The organism is Ferrovibrio sp., assembly GCF_965278975.1.
In the GTDB taxonomy this organism is placed as follows: Bacteria; Pseudomonadota; Alphaproteobacteria; order Ferrovibrionales; family Ferrovibrionaceae; genus Ferrovibrio.
The window spans coordinates 2,592,103-2,612,280 of the sequence record NZ_OZ257126.1; the positions used below are offsets into that span (position 1 = coordinate 2,592,103).

Here is a 20,178-nt window from a genome sequence, read left to right on the forward strand (position 1 = left end):
AGGCGGGAGGCCGGCGCCGCGAGGCCAAGTCATGTCGCTCGATCTCAGTCAGATTCTGCTCTTTGGCGCGTTGCTGCTTGCCGCCGGCGCGGTGGCGGGTATCACCGCCGGTCTGCTCGGGGTTGGCGGCGGTATCGTCATCGTGCCGGTGCTGTGGCATCTGTTCTCGGCTTTGGGCATTGATGAGGATGTGCGCATGCATGTCGCGGTTGGTACCTCGCTGGCTTCGATCATCGCCACCTCGATCTCGTCCGTCCGCTCGCACCACAAGCGCGGCGCGGTGGATTTCGCGCTGCTGAAAAGCTGGGGGCCGTGGATCTTCCTGGGCGTGTTGTGCGGCACGGCGCTTGCCAGTTATGTGCGCGGACCGGTGTTGAGCGCGGTCTTTGCCACTGTTGCACTGATCGTGTCGCTGCATATGGGTTTCGCCAAACCGGAATGGCGTTTGGCGGAGACTCTGCCAAAAGGCGCACCGAAGGCGCTGTTGGCCGGCACCATCGGCACCATTTCGGCCATGATGGGCATTGGCGGCGGTACGCTCAGCGTGCCGATCCTCTCCCTGTTCGGCTATCCGATCCACCGCGCGGTGGGCACGGCTGCGGCCATCGGCTTCATCATCGGCATTCCGGGCGCCATCGGCTTCGTGCTGGCCGGCTGGAACGTGCCGGGCCTGCCGCCTTTCTCCCTGGGCTATATCAGCCTGATCGGCTTCGCCCTGATCTTCCCGACCTCGACCCTGCTGGCGCCCTATGGTGCCCGGCTGGCGCATGGTCTCAATACCCGCAATCTCAAGCGTGTCTTCGCCGTGTTTCTCGGTTTCACTGCGTTGCGCATGTTCTACGATCTGCTCACCTGAGGGCCTAAGCCATGCTTCACACCCCGCGCGCCCGCCGCGGCATGGTCACCGCGCCGCACCACCTGGCCTCCCAGGCCGGCCTTGCCGTGCTGCGCGAAGGCGGCAACGCCATTGAAGCGACGGTGGCGATGGCTGCGGCTCTGGCCGTGGTCTATCCGCACATGACCAGCATCGGCGGCGACGGTTTCTGGCTGGTGGCACAGCCGGGTGCAGCACCGGAAGCCGTGGAAGGCTGCGGCGCCGCCGTGGCCAAGGCGGATGTGGCGCTCTATGCCGGCCAAGGCCTTGAAAGCATCCCGTGGCGTGGCCCGCTGGCGGCCAATACCGTGGCCGGCACCATCTCGGGCTGGGGCGAGGTGCTCAAGACCTCGGTGAAGTGGGGCGGCCGGCTGCCTTTGAGCCGCCTGGTGGAAGAAGCCGCCTGGCATGCCGAGAATGGTTTCGCCGTCACGCTGAGCCAGGCCGAACTGACCGAGCAGAAATGGCCGGAGCTGAAGGACGCCCCGGGCTTCAAGGAGACTTTCCTGATCGATGGCCGGCTGCCGCGTGAAGGCGAGCGGATGAAGCTGGCGGCATTGGGCGCCACGCTGAAGCGCATCGGCCAGGCCGGCACCGAGGATTTCTATCGCGGTGACCTAGCCAAAAGCCTGGCCGCCGATCATGCCCGTTTCGGTACGCCGCTGGCGCTGGCCGATCTGGCAGTGCATCAGGCACGGCGGCCCGAGGCGCTTTCGGTCGCGCTCAAGAATGCCACGCTCTACAATTTCGCGCCGCCGACTCAAGGCTTCGCGTCGCTGATGATCCTGGGCCTGTTCGACCGGCTGAACGTGCGCGAGGCGGAAGGCTTTGCCCATATCCACGGTCTGGTGGAAGCGACCAAGCAGGCATTCCTGATCCGCGACCGTATTCTCGGCGACCCGGATTCGATGCCGGAACAGCCCGACCGCTACCTGGCGCCGGAGGCTTTGGACAAGCTGGTGCAGCGCATCGACCGCGAGAAGGCGTTGCCCTGGCCCTATCCGGTCAATCCGGGCGATACCGTGTGGATGGGCGCCATCGATGGCGAGGGCCGCCAGGCCAGCTTCATCCAGAGTATCTATTTCGAATTCGGTTCCGGCTGCGTGCTGCCGGAAAGCGGCATCGTGTGGCAGAACCGTGGCTCCAGCTTCCTGCTCAGCGGCAAGGGGCCGCGCCTGCTGGCGCCGGGCCGGCGGCCGTTCCACACCCTCAACCCGGCGATGGCGCGTTTCAAGGATGGCCGCGACATGGTCTATGGCACCATGGGCGGCGAGGGCCAGCCGCAGACCCAGTCGGCTTTGTTCAGCCGCTATGGCCTGTTCGGCCAGCCGTTGCAGCAGGCCATCACCGCGCCGCGCTGGCTGCTGGGCAAGACCTGGGGCGAGAACAGCGTGACGCTGAAACTCGAAGGCCGTTTCGACCCCGATCTGGTGGCGCATCTCAGCCGCGCCGGCCATGACGTGGAGGTGATGGCGGATTTCACCGCCACCATGGGCCATGCCGGCGCCATCGTGCGGCATCCCGATGGCGCCCTGGAAGGTGCCACCGATCCGCGCAGCGACGGAGCCGTTGCCGCCTTCTGACGGTGCCGCTACTCTCTGCGCCATGACGCGCAGTATCGAAGACATCGTCGCCCTTTCGCCGGTTATCCCCGTGGTGGTGGTGGAGGCGGTGCAGGATGCCGTGCCGCTGGCTGAGGCGCTGCTGGAAGGCGGCATCGGCATCATCGAAATCACGCTGCGCACGCCGCAGGCGCTGGAAGCCGCCGCCCGGGTCGCCAAGGCGGTGCCGGGCATCGCGCTTGGCATCGGCTCGGTGCTGGATCACCGGCAACTGGCCGCCGCCCGCGATGCCGGGGCGCATTTCATCGTCACGCCGGGTACGCCGCCGAAGCTCGGCGAAGCCCTGGCGCGGTCCGGCCTGGCGGCTCTGCCGGGCAGCGGCACGGTGAGCGAAATGCTGGCGCTTCGCGACCTCGGTTTCCGCCATATGAAGTTCTTTCCCGCCGAGCCGGCCGGCGGTGCCGCATACCTGAAGGCAGTGAGCGGCCCTATATCTGATCTGCGCTTCTGCCCCACCGGCGGCATCGATGCCGAAAAGGCGAAAAGCTATCTCGCCTTGCCCAATGTGCCCTGTGTCGGCGGCTCCTGGCTGGCGCCGGAGGCACTGGTGCGCGCGCGCGACTGGGCTGCCATCACCAAACGCAGCGCCGAGACCCTGGCCGCACTCAAACCCTGATTCTACCCGCCCCGAAGCAGCAAAAAACAAAAGGAAACGCCATGAAGCTGTATTACTCGCCGACCTCGCCCTATGTCCGCAAGGTCGTGGTCGTGGCCCTGGAAGCCGGCCTCAACGACAAGATCGAACGTGTTGCCAAGGTCGTCTCGCCGGTGGCGCGCGATGAACTGGTTGCAGCCAGCAACCCGCTCGGCAAGGTGCCCACATTGGTGACCGATGATGGCCAGGCGCTCTATGACAGCCGCGTGATCTGCGAGTATCTCGACAGCCTGGCCGGCAACAAGCTGTTCCCCGCCAGCGGCAAGCCGCGCTGGACCGCGCTGGTGCGCCAGGCGCTGGGCGATGGCCTGCTCGATGCCGCTTTGCTGGTGCGCTACGAAGGCTTCCTGCGTCCCGAGGACAAGCGCTGGTCCGACTGGACTGGCGGCCAGACCACCAAGATGACGGCCAGCCTGGCCGAGATCGAACGCCAGGCACCGGGCTTCGGCGATGGCCTGGATATTGGCCTGATCAGCATCGGCTGCGCGCTCGGCTACCTTGATTTCCGCTACGCCGACATGAAGTGGCGCGATACCTACAAGGCCACGGCCGCTTGGGCGGCAAAGCTGCTTGATCGTCCGTCCTTCAAGGCAACGGTACCGGCTTAAGGCCGGCTTACGAAGCAGGGCCAGAGCATGGGCTTTTCAGGTTTGATCCTGGCCCTGGTGGTCGGCACGGTTTATTTCATGCCGGCGCTGATTGCGTGGCGCCGGCGCGCACCGCGCGCCGGCCTGATCCTGCTGGCCAATGCGGCTTTGGGCTGGACGGTGATCGGCTGGATCGTGCTGCTGGTGCTGGCGCTTAGACCTTCGGCTCCGCCATTGGGGCCGGCACCAGGGTAACGCCGCCGCCGCTGAAGCCGATCCAGGCATCGCTGCCGATGGCCAGCGGGCGGCCTACCTGCGGATCGACGATGAAGACGTCGCCCTGCGGCGTCGTCACCGTGTATTCCATATGAGTGCCGAGATAGGCCGCCTTGCGGATCACACCTTGCAGGGCCGGGCCAGCCGGTGCCGTGCTGCTCAGCAGCAATGCCTCCGGCCGGGCGGCGATCCTGGCCTTGCCGGCCGGAAGGCCGCGGCGCGGCAATTCCAGTACCACATTGCCCAGCCGCACCTCGGCGCGGGCCTCGTCCAGCGGCGTCACCTCCGCATCCAGCAGATTGGCATCGCCGATGAAGTCGGCAACGAAAAGGTTCGCCGGTCGCTCGTAGAGGTCACGCGGGCTGCCCGACTGCGCGATCTCGGCATTCGACATCACGATGATGCGGTCCGATACCGCCAGGGCTTCCTGCTGGTCATGGGTAACATAGACCACGGTGAGTTTCAGGCTCTGCTGCAATTCGCGGATATCCTCGCGCACGCGGCGGCGCAGCTTGGCATCCAGGTTCGACAAGGGCTCGTCGAACAGCAGCACGGTTGGCTCCAGTACCAGGGCGCGGGCCACCGCCACGCGCTGCTGCTGGCCGCCGGAAAGCTCGGAGGGCAAGCGGGCTTCCAGGCCAGACAGGCCCATCAGCCGCAGTTTTTCCGCCGCCATCGCTTCGGCTTTCGCCTTGTCGATGCCGCTTACCAGCGGGCCATAAGCGGCATTTTCCAGCACGCTCATATGCGGAAACAGCGCATAGGACTGGAATACCATGCTGACGCCGCGCTCGGCCGCCGAAAGCCGCGTCACATCCTGCCCGCCGATCAGGATGCGGCCGGCACTCGCCATTTCCAGGCCGGCGATCAGGCGCAAGGTGGTGGTCTTGCCGCAGCCGGATGGCCCGAGCAAAGTCACCAGCGTACCCGGCTCGATGGTGAAGGACACATCCTTTACGGCGGTGAAGGCGCCGTAGCGCTTCACCACCTGCTGGAATTCGACCGAAGCCGGCCCTTGCGTCATCTGGCTCGGACTCACTTGGGCTGCGAACCGACATCCTTCTCCCAGCGCGCGATCAACCGCTTGCGCTCGGCGGAGGTGCCGTATTTGGCGAAGTCGTAGTCGATCAGCTTCACCTGCTCCAGCTTCGGCGCCTTGGGCGGCGTCGGCGTCTGCGGGTTGCTCGGGACCTGGTAAGATTTGCCCTGCACCGCCAGCGCCTGGGCTTCCGGGGTCAGCGCGAATTCATACCACTTCTTGGCATTCTCCATGTTGCGCGCACCCTTGATGATCGACATCGAGCCGATCTCGTAGCCGGTGCCTTCGCAGGGTGCCTGCACCGCCACGGGGAAGCCTTCCACCGCCTCGGCCACGGCATCGTGCAGGAACATCACACCGATCATGGTTTCGCCGCGCGCGGTGTTGCGTGCCGGGGCGGGCCCTGAGCGGGTATACTGGTTCACCTGGCCATGCAGGCCCTTGAGATAGGCAAAAGCCTTGTCCTCGCCCATCAACTGCACCAGCGTGGCGATGGCGGTATAGGCCGTGCCCGACGAAGCCGGATTGGAAATCTGCACTTCGTCCTTGTATTGCGGCTTCAGCAGGTCGGCCCAGCACATCGGCACCGCCACCTTCTTCTTGGCGATCAGCTCGGTGTTGTAGGCAAAGCCCAGTGTGCCGGCATAGATGCCAACCGTGCGGTAGCCCGATTGCTTGGCCTGGCTCTGCGCCCAGGGATGCAGCTTTTCGAGGGCAGGGGAGCGATAGGCTTCGCTCAGGTTCTCCTCGGCCATCTGCAGATGCGGGTCGCCGGTGCCGCCCCACCAGATATCGCCCTTCGGGTTGCTGGCTTCGGCGCGGATCTGCGCCAGGGTTTCGCCCGAGCCTTTCTGCGTCATGGTCACTTTGATGCCGGTCTTCTTCTCGAAGGCGTTCGACATCACCTGGCACCAATCCATCAGCGCGCTGCAATAGACGGTGACCTGGGCCTGGGCAGGCTGGGCCGCGAAAAGTGCCGTGCTGGCCAGCAGGCCGGCGGCGATCAGGGTGTTGCGCATGGTATTCCTCCCTTGGTGTTTTATGTGTGGCGTCACTTCGGCAGTGCCGCCACTTCCTTTTCCCAGCGATCCAGCAGCCGCTTGCGCTCGGCAGCGGAGCCGTATTTCACGAAGTCATAATCGATCAGCTTCACTTCCTCCAGCTTCGGCGTATTGGGCGGGATCGGTGCGTCGACATTGCTGGGAATCTGGAAGCTCTTGGCTCTTGCCCCCGTGGCCTGCGCCGCCGGGGTGAGCACATACTCATACCATTTGCGGGCATTCTCAGGGTTCTTGCCGCCCTTCACCAGCGACATCGAGCCGATCTCGTAGCCGGTGCCCTCGCACGGCGCCGCTGAAGTCACCGGTGCACCAAGCTGCGCCTCGGCCACGGCGGCAAACATCCAGGTGATGCCGAGCAGGCTCTCGCCGCGCGCCACATTGGCCATGGGGGCTGCGCCGGAGCGCGGATACTGGTTCATGTTGACATGCAGCTTCTTCATGTAGGCGAAGGCCGGTTCCTCGCCCATGATCTGCACCAGGGTTGCCAGCACGGTGTAGGAGGTGCCGGACGTGGCCGGGCTCGACATCTGGATTTCGTCGCGATAGGCCGGGTTCAGCAGGTCGGCCCAGCATTTCGGCGCCGGCAGCTTGCGCTTCGCCAGGGCATCGGTGTTCCACACGATGCCGAGCGTGCCGGCATAGATGCCGACGCTGCGCCAGCCCGAGAGTTCGGCGGCACGCTGCGCCCAGGGATGCAGCTTGGCCAGGCTCGGGCTCTTGTAGGTTTCCAGCAGGCCGAGTTCAGCGGCCTGCAGATGGGAATCGGTCGGGCCGCCCCACCACACATCGGCACGCGGATTATCGGCCTCGGCACGAATTTGCGCGAAGGTCTCGCCGGTGCTCTTGGTGGTCACCTGCGCCTTGATGCCGGTGTCGCGCTCGAAGCTCGCGCGCATCAGTTCGCACCATTCGCTGAGCAGGCTGCAATAGACCGTCACGCTCGATAGCGCCTTGGCTTCCGGGCTGAGCAGAAGGAACAGGATGGGCAGGGCAAGCAGGCTGCGTCTGGACATGGGCAGGTCTCCTTGGGATTAGCCGGCACCGAAATGTGCAAGCTGGTCAGTAGAGGCGCGGCGGCCGATGCGGCGTTCGCCGACCAGCCATTGGATGCCGATGATGGCGAGGATCATCACCAGGATCAGCACCGAGGAATAGGCGATGGCGAGGCCGAGTTCGCCGGCTTCGACGCGGCCGACGATATAGGCGGTGGAGAGATTGTATTGCGCGGTGACCAGGAAGATCACGGCGCTCACCGCCGTCATGGCGCGCACGAAGCTGTAGACCAGGGCGGCGATGATGGCGGGCCGCAGCAGCGGCAGCATGATCCGCCGCAATGTGCCGCCGGTGCCTGCGCCGAGCGTGAGTGAGGCTTCGTCCAGGCTCTTGTCGATCTGGCTTAAGCTAGCGATGCCGGCGCGCACGCCCACCGGCATGTTGCGGAACACGAAGCACAGCACCAGGATCAGGCCGGTGCCGGTGATTTCCAGCGGCGGCGTGTTGAAGGCCAGCACATAGGCAACGCCGATCACCGTGCCGGGAATGGCGAAACTCAGCAGCGTGCCGAATTCGAAAGCGCGGCGGCCCTGGAAATTCTGCCGCGCCAGCAGATAGGCGGTGAGAATACCGATGATGGCGGTGAGCGGCGCGGAAACGCCGGCAACCCCGAGCGTGACCCAGAAGCTGTTCCAGGCCGCGCCTGTGAATTGCAGGCCATGCGGGCCCCAGTCGAGGCTGAAGCCCGAGAGATAATGCGCCAGGGTGAAGCTGTGGTCGCGGCCGACCGATTTCACGAAGCCGCCGAACACGATGGTGGCGTAGATCACGATGGTGAAGGCGGCCCAGGGCAGGGCGAGGCCATAGGCCAGATACGAGACACGGCGCGGCAGGGCCTGTGCGATGCCGGCATCGCCCTTGCCGGTCATTGTCGTGTAGCTTTTCTGCCCCAGCCATCTCTGCTGCGCCCAGAACACGCCAAGCGTGAAGGCCAGCAGCACGAAAGCCAGCATCGCCGCCTTGCCCTGGTCATGGGCGGCGCCGACCACGGCGAAGAAGATCTTGGTCGATAGCACCTCGAAATTGCCGCCGAGTACCAGTGGATTGCCGAAATCCGCCAGGCTCTCGACGAAGCCGAGCAGGAAGGCATTGGCAACGCCCGGGCGCAGCAGCGGCCAGGTGACGGTGCGGAACGTGGTCCAGCGGTTGGCACGCAGCGTCTGCGCCGCTTCCTCCAGAGAGGGGGCGATGCCCTGCACCACGCCGATCAGCACCAGGAAGGCAATCGGCGTGAAGGCAAGCAACTGCGCGATCAGCACGCCGGTAAGGCCATAGATCCAGCGCGAGCGCGGAATATCGAACCATTCGGTGAGCAAAGCAGTGACGGCGCCGGAGCGGCCGAATAGCAGGATCAGGGCGAGGCCGATCACGAAAGGCGGCGTGATGATCGGCAGCACGGTCAGCGCCCGCAGCAGCGGCTTGAAGCGGAAGCTGGTGCGCACTGCGATGAGCGCGAAGGCCAGCCCCAGGGCTGTGGTGCCGGCGCCGACCAGCAGCGCCAGGAACAGGGTGTTCCAGGCCACCCCGCAGCGTTGCGGTCCGGTGAGGCAATCGAGGCCCCAGATCGAGCTGTCGGCCAGCCGGCCCAGGAAATGCAGCAGCGAAACCGCGCCCTGTTCGTCTTTCAGGGCATGTCCCAGCACGATCAGCACCGGCAGGAACACGAACAGCGCGATCAGTGTGACGATGCCGGCAATCGCCGCCACCACGAAGGCATCACCACGGCACCAGCCGAGCCTGGCCAGGCCGAGGCTCAGCCAGGCCAGGGCGGCAGTGCCGAACATCGTGGCGCCAAGGCCGAAGCCGGGCTGCCCGCCGGTGCCGAGAGAGCCGAGCAGGGCCAGCGTCGGCCCCTTGTGGTCGATGGCGAAACCCTGGGCGAAAAGATAGCCGAGGCCGAGCAGGCCGGCGGCGATCAGCCAGGGCGCGCCGCGCTTGTGCAGCAGGGCGAGGCCGAGCGGCAGCAGCAGCGGCCAGAGCCAGCCATGGCCTTCACGCGCCGCCAGCAGCAGGGCCGGCCCAGTATCCTGCGCCGGGAACAGGCGCAGCCAGCTAACCGACCAGAAGCCGGCGCCGGGCAGCGCATACCACGGCAGCACCAGCAGGCCGAGAACGGCCAAGGCGATCCAGGGCGTGACGGATCGCAGCGTACTTGACCGGAGGGTATGAGCGGATGGCATCAGTTTTGTGACATTTTCTTTACAACAGTCTCGGGTGTGGGCGTGGCGGCGTCAATGCCGATCACGCCCACACCTTGAGGTCTGGTGCCATCCTGCCGGGCCCTACCCTCAATGGGTCCTAGGCCGCCAATGCGCGGCGGCGGTCTTCCACCACGCGGTCGGCCAGCTTGCCGGTCAGTTCCTGCAGATGGTCGAAGCGGGCGGCGAAACCACCGACGCCCAGCGTGGCCGAGCGCAGTTCGGTGGCGAGGCCCGCCATCTCGGATTCCGGCATGTAGCAGTCGATCACATCCCAGCCGCGCCAGCCTTCGCGTGCGGTCATGCCCAGAATCTGCCCGCGCCGGCTGGCGACGATGGCATGCACCTTGGCGGTGAACGCGTTCGGCACCGTGAAGCTGACGCCCTGGATCGGCTCCAGCAGCACCGGCCCGCAATTCGGCAGGCCCTCATGCATCGCCATGCCGCCGGCGGTGCGGAAGGCCTGGTCGCTGGAATCGACCGCATGCGACTGCCCGTCCAGCAGCGTCACGGCCACATCCACCACCGGGAAGCCCAGCGGCCCACGGATCAGGGCTTCCTGCGCGCCTTCATTCACGGCGGGAATATAGTTCTTCGGGATCGCGCCGCCCACCACGCGGTTATGGAACACATAACCTTCGCCGCGCGGCTGCGGGGTGATTTCCACTTTCACATCGGCGAACTGGCCATGGCCGCCGCTCTGGCGCTTGAAGCGGGCGTGATGGGCACTGCCATGACGGATCGTTTCACGATAGGCGGTGAGCGGCGCGGCAATGCGTACCGACACGTTGAAACGCTGCTGCAATCGCTCGACCGCCAGCTTGAGGTGGATTTCGCCCTGGCCCTTGAGCAGCAACTGGCCATGCGAGCCGCCATGCTCAAGGCTCAAGGCGCGGTCCTCCTCCAGCAGCTTGTGCAGGGCGGCCGAAAGCTTCACCTCGTCCTTGCGGTCAGCCGGTGCCAGCGCGAAGGCCATCACGGGCGCGGGTGCTTCGGGCCAGCTGGCCTCGGGGCCGCCGCGTCCTTCTGGTGTCAGGCGGTCGCCGGTCTGCACGTCATCCAGCTTGGCGATGGCCGCCACCATGCCGGTTTCGGCCAGTGGCAGCTTGGGCAATTCAGCGCCCATGGGTTTCAGCAGGCCGGCGATGCGCCGACCGCCAAGCGCGGCATTCTCGGCCAGGCTGCCAGACCACACGCGGCAGAGCGACAGCTTGCCGGTATGGGCCTGGTGCAAGGTCTTGAACACCGTGGCGGCGAAAGCGCCGTTGCTCTTGATGCCAAGCCGCTCGGCGGTCTGCATCGGCTCCGGCGTTTCATGGCGCAGGGCTTTCAGCAGCCGCATCACGCCATTGCCCTGTTCCGCCGAGCCGAAGAATACCGGCACGATCAGGTCCTGCTGCAGGTCGCGGGTCAACTGCGCGTAGATGTCGGCGGAGGCCGGCACGCGGTCTTCCAGCAATTGCTCCAGCAGCGCATCGTCGAAATCGGCGATGGCTTCCAACAGGCTCTGGCGTGCCTCGGCCTCGCGCGGTTTCACGGTCTCCGGCATTTCGATCAGATCGGAGGTGGCGTTCGGGCGCCAGCGATAGGCACGCTCGCTCACCAGGTCGACATAGCCGGCGATCTGTTCGCCATTGCGGATCGGTACTTCGCGCAATACCAGCGGCCGTGCCGATACGGTTTGCAGCACGGTGAGCAGGTCGCGCATCCGCAGGCTGCTCTTGTCCATCTTGTTGATGAACAACAGATGCGGAATCTGGCGTGCATCAAGGAATTGCAGCAAGGGCGCCAGGGTCACCGCACGCGTCGGGTCTGGCTCGGCCACCACGATGGCGATATCCGCCACCATGAGGGCAGCCAGCGTTTCCTGCACCAGTTCCACCGAACCGGGGCAGTCGATGAAGGTCCAGCTTTCGCCCAGGAAGGAAAGCGCGGCGATGTTCGGCTCGATGGTCATCTGCCGTGCCCGCGCTTCCGGCTGGCTGTCGCCCAGCGATGTGCCGGCGGCAACGGAGCCTTTGCGCGGGATCGCTCCCGCGGCGAACAGCAGTGACTCGAGCAGGGTTGTCTTGCCGGCGGTGTAGGGCCCCACCAGGGCGGCTACGCGCGGCTTGGCTAGCGGTTTGGCTACCATGCGCTTTCCTCCCGTTTTCAGATGCCAAGAATGCAGTCTGGGGAATACTTGACGCGGGTTCTTTGACCGGCCCGTCTGGACACTAGGATTCCACAAGCCGGCGAAAGAGTCTCGGAATAATGGTTGTTGTTCCGGGAACTGCCCGCTAGCCTCGGCTAAAGGCTTGATATTTGGAGGAAATGGCCATGGCGGTGCGGGTGGAGAAGCAGGGTGCGGTAACCACCGTGATCCTGTCGCGGGCGGAAGCACGCAACGCGGTGGACAAGCCACATGCCGATGAATTGCGCGCCGCCTTCAAGGCTTTCGAGGCCGATGACAGCGCGCGTGTTGCCGTGCTGTGGGGCGAGGGCGGCAATTTCTGCGCTGGCGCCGATCTCAAGGCGGTGGCCGATGGCGACCGCCGCAATGATGCCACGCCGGAAAGCGAAGGCCCGATGGGGCCGACGCGGCTTATACTGTCCAAGCCGGTGATTGCGGCGGTGGCGGGCTTTGCGGTTGCCGGTGGTCTGGAACTCGCCTGCTGGTGTGATCTGCGCGTGGCAGAGGAGAGCGCCGTGTTCGGTGTGTTCTGCCGCCGCTGGGGTGTGCCGCTGATCGATGGCGGCACGGTGCGCCTGCCGCGCCTGATCGGCCATAGTCGCGCGCTGGACATGATCCTTACCGGCCGTGCCGTGCCGGCAGCGGAAGCCTTGTCCTTCGGGTTGGCCAATCGCGTGGTGCCTGCGGGCCAGGCGCGCCAGGCAGCAGAGGAAATGGCCGCTGAAATCGCGCATTTCCCGCAGCTCTGCATGAAGACCGACCGCATGTCGAGCTACGAGCAGTGGAACCTCTCCATTGATGCCGGCCTGCATCATGAAGCCGAAGGCGGCTGGCCGGTGGTAGAGGCGGAAGCGATCAAGGGTGCCGCGCGTTTCCGTGATGGCGCCGGCCGTCACGGGAATTTCAAAGAGATCTAGGGCTTGATATCGTCATGCCCCGGGAAGGCGGGGCATCCACGAGTTGGTTTTCCTTGTAATAGATAAAAAAATACTCGTGGATGGTCCGCCTTCGCGGACCATGACGGTAGTGGTTACAGCGACCGCAGCCGCAGCATCTTCTTGATCGCGGTCGGCACGGCGGCTTCGCCGGGCGGCAGCCAGTTGCCATCAAGCTTTGCCGCTTGCCGCGCATCGATGCGGGCCTCCACGGCGCGGATGCTCAGCGCGAAATGGGTGAACACATGCTCGGCGCTGGCGGGCCGCTCCTGCCATGTGATCCTGTCCAGCGGCGCATGTGCCAGCGCCTCATCCAGTTGCCAGGGGGTGTCGCGCCATGGTGCGCTCGGCACTTCCAGCATGCCGCCGAGCAGGCCTTTCTCCGGCCGGCGGCGGAACAGCATGGCGCCATCCGGGCGCAGCAGCAGAAATGCCAGCGTGTGGCGGCGCGGCCGCTCCGGCTTCGGCGCCTTGGCCGGCAGGCTGGCGGCGATGCCGAGTTTGCGCGCGGCGCAGAGGCTGTTGAGCGGGCAGAGCAGGCAATCGGGTTCGCCCGGCGAGCAGACGGTGGCGCCGAGATCCATCATCGCCTGGGCATAATCGCCGGGGCGTTCGGTTGGCGTCGCGGCTTTTGCCAGCACGCGCAGGATCGGCTTGGCGGCGGGCAAGGGCTCGCGCACGGCGAAAAGCCGTGCCAGCACGCGCTCGACATTGCCGTCCATCACAGCCGCCGGGCGGTCGAAGGCAATCGCGGCGATGGCCGCCGCTGTATAGGCACCGATGCCCGGCAGTTCGAGCAAAGCCTCGACCGTATCGGGGAAGCGGCCGCCATGCTGGTCGCGCAAGACCCTGGCGCAGGCATGCAGGTTGCGGGCGCGGGCGTAATAGCCAAGCCCGGCCCATTCGGCGAGCACGTCTTCCTGCGGCGCATCGGCCAGGGCGGTCAGCGCCGGCCAGCGTGCCAGGAAACGGGCGAAATACGGGCCGACGGTGGCCACCGTGGTCTGCTGCAGCATGATTTCGCTGAGCCAGACCCGGTAGGGGTCGGTCTTGGGCTGGCCCGGATTGGCGCGCCAGGGCAGGCTCCGGTGATGCCGGTCGTACCAGGGCAGCAGCAGCCCGGCGATGCGTGCCGCCTGGCGTTTCTGGCTCGCATCGGCGGCGATGCTCGGATTCGCGTCTCTGGGGCGGCGGGGCATGGCGGGAAGCTACGCCATCACTGCGCGTCCCGCGACATTTCGGGACCGATTCCGTTACCTTTTCGGGCAGTTTTGTAGCCCATCGGGGAGGAACCTGTGGATAACTCCCAGAAGCTGCCGTTTATGCGGCGTTTAGTCGCAACTGCCACACCGGTCCATGTTGCGAGGGCGAAACCCTTATGCTAGGTAAACGCGGCTTTCGCGCCGGGTAGGTGGCGGAAACGCTCTGTTTGTGCGCGAAAAGTCAGGCCAATCAAAATCTTAAGCCTCCCTGGCGAAGATTTAGGCGGCCCAATATAGCACTCGTGGTTCCGACTGGGGGTTCTCCTTGCGCCGCAGCGTGAGGCCGGACCGATAAACAAAGGGTCGTACGTGGCTCAGGAAAGCGCTCTCGTCTCCGGCATTGCCGGTCGCTACGCCACCGCGCTGTTCGACATGGCGCGGGATAGCGGCCAGCTTGATGCCGTTGCCAATGATCTGGAGCAGTTCACCAAGATGCTGGCCGACTCGGCCGATCTGGTGCGGCTGATCCGTTCGCCCGCCTTCTCCCGCGCCGAACAGGGCGCTGCCATCACCGCGGTGATGGAAAAGGCCGGCTTCAACGATCTCACCCGCCGCTTCGTCGGCGTGCTGGCGCAGAACCGCCGGCTATTCGCCCTGGCGGACGTGATTTCCGCCTACAAGAAATTGCTCAGCCATCATCGCGGCGAAGTCGTTGCCGAGGTGGTGTCGGCGGCGCCGCTCGACGAACAGTCGCTGGCGCAGCTGAAATCGGCGTTGTCGTCGGCCGCCGCCGGCAACGTGGTGCTTCAGGCCCGGGTTGAACCCGAGCTGATCGGTGGCCTCGTCGTCAAACTCGGCTCGCGCATGATCGATGCGTCGGTGCGTGCCAAGCTCAACTCGCTCAAGTCCGTGATGAAAGGGGTTGCGTGATGGATATCCGCGCCGCAGAGATTTCCGAAATCCTGAAGAGCCAGATCAAGAATTTCGGCGCTGAAGCTGAAGTTTCCGAGGTCGGCCAGGTGCTCAGCGTTGGCGACGGTATCGCCCGCGTGCATGGCCTCGACAAGGTCCAGGCCGGCGAGATGGTCGAGTTCCCGGGCGGCGTGAAGGGCATGGCCCTGAACCTCGAAGTCGACAATGTCGGCGTCGTGATCTTCGGCGAAGATCGTGGCATCAAGGAAGGCGACACCGTCAAGCGCACTGGCGCCATCGTCGACGTGCCGGTCGGCCGTGGCCTGCTCGGCCGCGTGGTCGACTCGCTCGGCAACCCGATCGACGGCAAGGGCCCGCTCAAGGACGTCACCCGCAGCCGCGTGGAAGTGAAGGCGCCGGGCATCATCCCGCGCAAGTCGGTGCATGAGCCGATGCAGACCGGCCTGAAGGCGCTCGACGCCCTGGTGCCGGTGGGCCGTGGCCAGCGCGAGCTGATCATCGGCGACCGCCAGACCGGCAAGACCGCCGTGGCGATCGACACCATTCTGAACCAGAAGGCGGTGAACGCCGGCGGCGACGAGAAGAAGAAGCTCTATTGCATCTACGTCGCGGTGGGCCAGAAGCGTTCGACCGTTGCCCAGGTGGTGAAGACCCTGGAAGAAGCCGGCGCCATGGAATACTCGATCGTGGTGGCAGCCACCGCTTCCGAGCCGGCGCCGCTGCAGTTCCTGGCCCCCTACACGGGCTGCGCCATGGGCGAATACTTCCGCGACAACGGCATGCATGCCGTGATCATCTATGACGATCTGTCCAAGCAGGCCGTCGCCTACCGCCAGATGTCGCTGCTGCTGCGCCGTCCGCCGGGCCGCGAAGCCTACCCGGGCGACGTGTTCTACATCCACTCGCGCCTGCTCGAGCGCGCCGCCAAGATGAACGACAAGCTGGGCGCCGGTTCGCTCACCGCTTTGCCGGTCATCGAAACCCAGGCGGGCGACGTGTCGGCCTACATTCCGACCAACGTGATCTCGATCACCGATGGTCAGATCTTCCTCGAAACCGAACTGTTCTATAAGGGCATCCGCCCGGCCATCAACGTCGGCCTCTCGGTCAGCCGCGTCGGTTCCGCAGCCCAGATCAAGGCCATGAAGCAGGTTGCCGGCTCGATCAAGCTGGAACTCGCGCAGTACCGCGAAATGGCTGCCTTCGCCCAGTTCGGTTCGGACCTCGATCCCGCCACCCAGCGCTTGCTGGCCCGTGGTGCGCGCCTGACCGAACTGCTGAAGCAGCCGCAGTATCAGCCGCTGCCGGTGGAAGAGCAGGTCGTGTCGATCTATGCCGGCGTGAAGGGCTACCTGGACAAGATCCCGGTGAATGCCGTGAACCGCTTCGAGGCCGCTTTCCTTGGCGCCGTGCGCTCCAAGCATGGCGACCTGCTGCAGGGCATCCGCGACGCCCAGGCGCTGACGCCGGAAATCGAAACCAAGCTGAAGGCGCTTCTCGAGGATTTCTCGAAGAGCTTCGCTTAAGCCTGAGGATCACGCGCGATGCCCAGCCTTAAGAGCCTGCGCATTCGGATCAACTCGGTCAAATCGACCCAGAAGATCACGAAGGCGATGAAGATGGTGGCAGCCAGCAAGCTGCGCCGGGCGCAGGAGGCCGCCGAGGCGGCCCGTCCCTACGCCGAGCGCATGGCGGGCATGCTGGCCTCCCTGGCCGCCGGCCAGGCCGGTGCCGAGAATGCTCCGCGCCTGCTGGTCGGCAGCGGCAAGGACGACGTGCATCTGCTCGTCGTCGCCACCGCCGAACGCGGCCTGTGCGGCGCCTTCAATTCCTCGATCGTCAAGCTGGCCCGCCGGCGGATCGAAGAACTGAGCGCCCAGGGCAAGAAGGTGAAGATTCTCTGCGTCGGCAAGAAGGGCCGCGACCAGCTGCGTCGCGACCATGCCGACAAGATCGTCGACACCGTTGATCTTTCCAAGGTGCGCCGCATCGGCTTCTCCGAGGCCCAGGAAATCGCCGACCGCGTGGTGGCGATGTTCGAAGCCGGCGAATTCGACGTCGCGACGATCTTCTTCAACAACTTCAAGTCCGTGATCAGCCAGATCCCGACCGGCACCCAGCTCATCCCCGCCCAGGTTGGCGGCGAAGACGGTGCGGCCGCCGGCATGGGCGACGCGGTCTACGAGTATGAGCCGGAAGAAGGCGTCATCCTGGAAAAGCTGCTGCCGCGCAATCTGTCGGTGCAGGTTTATCGGGCGCTGCTTGAGAATGCCGCCTCCGAGCAGGGCGCGCGCATGTCCGCGATGGACAATGCCACGCGCAATGCCGGCGAAATGATCAAGAAGCTGACCACGGTGTACAATCGTACCCGCCAGGCGCAGATCACCAAGGAACTCATCGAAATCATCTCCGGCGCCGAGGCCGTTTAAGAACGGCGCGCGCAGGACGATCAGGAATAGCAGGAGCGGAGCAGTATCATGACAACCAATAAGGTCGGTCGCATCACCCAGGTCATCGGCGCCGTCGTCGACGTGCAGTTCGACGGCCATCTGCCGGCGATCCTGAACGCGCTGGTCTGCACCAACCAGGGCAACCACCTGGTGCTCGAAGTGGCGCAGCATCTCGGCGAAGACACCGTGCGCACCATCGCCATGGACTCCACCGACGGCCTCGTGCGCGGCATGGAAGTGAATGACACCGGCGCGCCGATCTCGGTGCCGGTGGGCCAGGAGACGCTCGGCCGCATCATCAACGTGATCGGCCAGCCGATCGACGACCGCGGCCCGGTCAACGCCAAGAAGGCCGCGCCGATCCACGCTCCGGCGCCGGAATATGTCGATCAGTCGACCGAACAGAAGGTGCTGGTCACCGGCATCAAGGTCGTCGACCTGCTCGCGCCGTATTCCAAGGGCGGCAAGATCGGCCTGTTCGGCGGCGCCGGCGTCGGCAAGACCGTGCTGATCATGGAGCTGATCAACAACATCGCGAAGACCCACGGCGGCTATTCCGTGTTCGCCGGCGTCGGCGAGCGCACCCGCGAGGGCAACGATCTCTATCACGAAATGATGGAATCGGGCGTTATCAAGACCGATGGTCCGGGCTCCAAGGTGGCCCTGGTGTACGGCCAGATGAACGAGCCGCCGGGCGCCCGCGCCCGCGTCGCGCTGACCGGTCTGACGCTCGCGGAATACTTCCGCGACCAGGAAGGCCAGGACGTGCTGTTCTTCGTCGACAACATCTTCCGCTTCACCCAGGCGGGTTCGGAAATGTCGGCGCTGCTCGGCCGTATCCCCTCCGCCGTGGGTTACCAGCCGACGCTGGCCACCGACATGGGCGGCCTGCAGGAGCGCATCACCTCGACCAACAAGGGTTCGATCACCTCGGTGCAGGCCATTTACGTGCCCGCCGACGACTTGACCGACCCGGCGCCGGCGACCTCGTTCGCCCACTTGGACGCCACCACGGTGCTTAGCCGCCAGATCGCCGAACTCGGCATCTACCCGGCGGTGGATCCGCTCGACTCGACCTCGCGCATCCTCGATCCGCGCATCGTCGGCGACGAGCATTACCAGGTTGCCCGCCAGGTGCAGAACATCCTGCAGAGCTACAAGTCGCTGCAGGACATCATCGCCATCCTGGGCATGGACGAGCTCTCGGAAGAGGACAAGCTCACCGTGGCCCGCGCCCGCAAGATCCAGCGCTTCCTGAGCCAGCCGTTCGACGTGGCGCAGGTGTTCACTGGCTTCCCGGGCGTGCAGGTGCCGATGGCCGAGACCATCCGCGGCTTCAAGGAAATCGTGGAAGGCAAGCACGACCATCTGCCGGAATCGGCCTTCTACATGGTCGGCACCATCGACGAGGCGATCGCCAAGGCGAAGAAGATGGCCGCCGAGGCGGCCTGAGCCTAAGCGGTCCGACTTTAAGGAGTACGCAGCATGGCCGAGACCTTTGGTTTCGAGCTGGTATCGCCCGAGAAGCTTCTGCTCTCGATCGAGGCCGAAATGGTGACGGTGCCGGGTGAGGATGGCGACATGGGCATTCTGCCCGGCCATTCGCCGGTGATCTCGTCGCTGCGGCTTGGCGTCATCGACGTGACCAAGGCCGGTGGCGGCGAAGAGCGTATCTTCGTTGCCGGCGGCTTCGCCGAGATGTCGAACAACAAGCTCACCGTGCTGGCCGAGGAGGCCGTGCCGGTGAATGACCTGAAGCGCGACAAGATCGAAGCCAAGCTCAAGGATGCGCGCGAGGACCTGGCGGATGCCAAGGAAGACCACGCCCGCAACCGTGCCCAGGCCGAGATCGACAAGCTGAGCGCGATGCTGGAAGCCGCCGCTTAAAGCTCCGCTTCATAACCGATACAAACGGGCGCCCTGGTGGCGCCCGTTTTTTGTCCTGGGCTCCGGTTCGGGCAAACAAAAACGGCGCGGGAGAGGCTCCCGCGCCGTTCTGCTGTAGCGGTGATGACGCTTAGTGTGCGTCTTCCGGCTGCTGGATCGCCGAGAGCAGCCACTTGCCGTCGCGGCCGGCACGCATGAAGGTCCAGATTTCCACGCTCTCGCCACGCTCGCTGCGGCTGCCTTCGGCCAAGGAGCCATCGGCGCGGTTCAGCGTATAGTCCAGCGCGGTCCAGCGCATCGCCACGGTGGCGTAATCGATGCCATCCTCGCGCCAGGCTTCGGCCAGGTCGCCCTGCTCCAGGGTTACCTGCTCGACATGGTTGGCGAGGCCGCGGCTGGCAAGGGCCGCCAGTTCGCGGGCGAAGAAGCTGGTGACTTCCGGCGTGGCGAGATTGCCCAGGGCGGTGAGGTCGGCCTGGCTCCAGGCGGTCTGGATGTCCTTCAGGTTCTGCTCGAAGGCCTGATAGTCGGTTTCCTCGATGCCGACGCCATCGGTCTGCATCGCCATCTGGCCGCGACCATTGCCGCCGCCGCCTGCCGGGATGTCGTAGCGCCCGGCATTGGACGGCGCCTCATAGGATTCGCGCGCCATGTGGTCGTTGCCGCCAGCACCGGCACTGGCGCCAGCGCCGGCATAAGCCGGCTGCGGGCCGGAAGCTGCGGCGCGGCGGCGGAACATCGCCACCAGCAGGTAGACCAGGCCGCCGATCAGCAGGCCCTGCAGCAGCAGGCCGAGGATGCCGGCGCCGCCGAGGCCGGAGCCGAACAGGCTGCCACCGAACAGCATGCCGACCAGGCCGGCGCCGAGCAGGCCGCCCATCATGCCGGCCATGAACGGATTGCGCTGGAAGAAGCCGCCCTGGGCGGCAGGCGCGGCGGCCGGGGCCGCCTGACGCGCACCAGCCTGATTAGCAGCCGGCTGGCTGGCGGGCGGCGGCGTCACGCTGCGCTCCACGGGGCGCGCGGCCGGAGCCGTCTGGGTCGAGGGCGCGGCATCATAGGTGCGGCTGCCACGGCTGCCGACACTGGCACCGCCGCCGCCGGAGCGGCCGGCCTTGGCTTCCACCAGGGCGGGCAGGATTGCCAGGCTCATGGCCAAGCCGAAAATACCGAGAAACTTGGTGACGCGACGCATCGGCGAATTCCCCTTCCATCTCCCATGTCCCAGGGCCA

General features: G+C 65.6%; 18 protein-coding genes. 11 read left to right on the top strand and 7 right to left on the bottom strand.

From position 1 onward, the window contains the following. The first annotated feature begins 31 nt into the window (after positions 1 to 31). The 5 genes from ACQY7X_RS12460 to ACQY7X_RS12480 are packed head-to-tail and all read left to right on the top strand — an operon-like array spanning position 32 to position 3,993. A complete protein-coding gene (locus tag ACQY7X_RS12460; protein WP_428245562.1) occupies positions 32 to 856 on the top strand; it encodes a sulfite exporter TauE/SafE family protein in 825 nt (274 codons plus the stop codon). Between the two features lie 11 nt (positions 857 to 867). Beyond that, the gene (locus ACQY7X_RS12465) at positions 868 to 2,457 is read left to right on the top strand and encodes a gamma-glutamyltransferase family protein (protein ID WP_428245563.1); all 1,590 of its coding nucleotides are present in this window, start codon (positions 868 to 870) and stop codon (positions 2,455 to 2,457) included. Positions 2,458 to 2,479: 22 nt separating this feature from the next. Beyond that, entirely contained in the window at positions 2,480 to 3,112 is a 633-nt protein-coding gene (eda, locus tag ACQY7X_RS12470) for a bifunctional 4-hydroxy-2-oxoglutarate aldolase/2-dehydro-3-deoxy-phosphogluconate aldolase (RefSeq protein ID WP_428245564.1), read from the top strand. 41 nt (positions 3,113 to 3,153) lie between these two features. After that, positions 3,154 to 3,759 carry a glutathione S-transferase gene (locus ACQY7X_RS12475; protein ID WP_428245565.1) on the top strand — a complete coding sequence of 202 codons (606 nt, stop codon included), beginning with the start codon at positions 3,154 to 3,156 and terminating at the stop codon, positions 3,757 to 3,759. A gap of 27 nt (positions 3,760 to 3,786) precedes the next feature. After that, positions 3,787 to 3,993, top strand: a complete 207-nt coding sequence (locus ACQY7X_RS12480) for a superinfection immunity protein (RefSeq protein WP_428245566.1) — start codon at positions 3,787 to 3,789, stop codon at positions 3,991 to 3,993. Here ACQY7X_RS12480 and ACQY7X_RS12485 read toward each other — a convergent pair. The 5 genes from ACQY7X_RS12485 to ACQY7X_RS12505 form a co-directional block, all read right to left on the bottom strand. Next, on the bottom strand, positions 3,953 to 5,038 hold the full coding sequence (locus ACQY7X_RS12485) for an ABC transporter ATP-binding protein (RefSeq protein WP_428245567.1): 1,086 nt from the start codon (positions 5,036 to 5,038) through the stop codon (positions 3,953 to 3,955). The genes ACQY7X_RS12480 and ACQY7X_RS12485 overlap by 41 nt on opposite strands. Before the next feature lie 11 nt (positions 5,039 to 5,049). After that, the gene (locus ACQY7X_RS12490; RefSeq protein ID WP_428245568.1) at positions 5,050 to 6,072 is read right to left on the bottom strand and encodes an ABC transporter substrate-binding protein; all 1,023 of its coding nucleotides are present in this window, start codon (positions 6,070 to 6,072) and stop codon (positions 5,050 to 5,052) included. 32 nt (positions 6,073 to 6,104) lie between these two features. Continuing rightward, the gene (locus ACQY7X_RS12495; protein WP_428245569.1) at positions 6,105 to 7,127 is read right to left on the bottom strand and encodes an ABC transporter substrate-binding protein; all 1,023 of its coding nucleotides are present in this window, start codon (positions 7,125 to 7,127) and stop codon (positions 6,105 to 6,107) included. An 18-nt stretch (positions 7,128 to 7,145) separates the two neighbouring features. After that, entirely contained in the window at positions 7,146 to 9,347 is a 2,202-nt protein-coding gene (locus tag ACQY7X_RS12500) for an ABC transporter permease (protein ID WP_428245570.1), read from the bottom strand. Between the two features lie 118 nt (positions 9,348 to 9,465). After that, complete coding sequence (locus ACQY7X_RS12505) at positions 9,466 to 11,499, bottom strand: elongation factor G (RefSeq protein ID WP_428245571.1); 2,034 nt, start codon at positions 11,497 to 11,499, stop codon at positions 9,466 to 9,468. Positions 11,500 to 11,684: 185 nt separating this feature from the next. Between ACQY7X_RS12505 and ACQY7X_RS12510 the strand changes: the two genes are divergently transcribed. Further along, positions 11,685 to 12,455: a crotonase/enoyl-CoA hydratase family protein gene (locus ACQY7X_RS12510; protein WP_428245572.1), complete on the top strand. Its 771-nt coding sequence runs from the start codon at positions 11,685 to 11,687 to the stop codon at positions 12,453 to 12,455. A 113-nt stretch (positions 12,456 to 12,568) separates the two neighbouring features. On the opposite strand, the gene mutY is transcribed toward ACQY7X_RS12510, so the two are convergent. After that, complete coding sequence (gene mutY / locus ACQY7X_RS12515; RefSeq protein ID WP_428245573.1) at positions 12,569 to 13,672, bottom strand: A/G-specific adenine glycosylase; 1,104 nt, start codon at positions 13,670 to 13,672, stop codon at positions 12,569 to 12,571. Positions 13,673 to 14,044: 372 nt separating this feature from the next. Between mutY and ACQY7X_RS12520 the strand changes: the two genes are divergently transcribed. Genes ACQY7X_RS12520 through ACQY7X_RS12540 form a run of 5 tightly spaced genes read left to right on the top strand, consistent with a single transcriptional unit; the run spans position 14,045 to position 18,945 of the window. Further along, the gene (locus ACQY7X_RS12520) at positions 14,045 to 14,605 is read left to right on the top strand and encodes a F0F1 ATP synthase subunit delta (RefSeq protein WP_428245574.1); all 561 of its coding nucleotides are present in this window, start codon (positions 14,045 to 14,047) and stop codon (positions 14,603 to 14,605) included. Continuing rightward, on the top strand, positions 14,605 to 16,134 hold the full coding sequence (gene atpA / locus ACQY7X_RS12525) for a F0F1 ATP synthase subunit alpha (RefSeq protein ID WP_428245575.1): 1,530 nt from the start codon (positions 14,605 to 14,607) through the stop codon (positions 16,132 to 16,134). Before ACQY7X_RS12520 ends, atpA begins: the two co-directional genes overlap by 1 nt. Positions 16,135 to 16,152: 18 nt before the next feature. Beyond that, positions 16,153 to 17,037 (top strand): F0F1 ATP synthase subunit gamma, encoded by an 885-nt coding sequence (locus ACQY7X_RS12530; protein WP_428245577.1) that lies wholly within the window; start codon positions 16,153 to 16,155, stop codon positions 17,035 to 17,037. A 48-nt stretch (positions 17,038 to 17,085) separates the two neighbouring features. Then, positions 17,086 to 18,510 (top strand): F0F1 ATP synthase subunit beta, encoded by a 1,425-nt coding sequence (atpD, locus tag ACQY7X_RS12535; protein ID WP_428245578.1) that lies wholly within the window; start codon positions 17,086 to 17,088, stop codon positions 18,508 to 18,510. 33 nt (positions 18,511 to 18,543) lie between these two features. Beyond that, positions 18,544 to 18,945, top strand: coding sequence for a F0F1 ATP synthase subunit epsilon (locus tag ACQY7X_RS12540; protein ID WP_428245579.1), 402 nt, complete (start codon positions 18,544 to 18,546; stop codon positions 18,943 to 18,945). Between the two features lie 130 nt (positions 18,946 to 19,075). Here ACQY7X_RS12540 and ACQY7X_RS12545 read toward each other — a convergent pair whose 3' ends face one another. After that, positions 19,076 to 20,140, bottom strand: coding sequence for a TIM44-like domain-containing protein (locus ACQY7X_RS12545; RefSeq protein ID WP_428245581.1), 1,065 nt, complete (start codon positions 20,138 to 20,140; stop codon positions 19,076 to 19,078). Positions 20,141 to 20,178 lie beyond the last annotated feature (38 nt).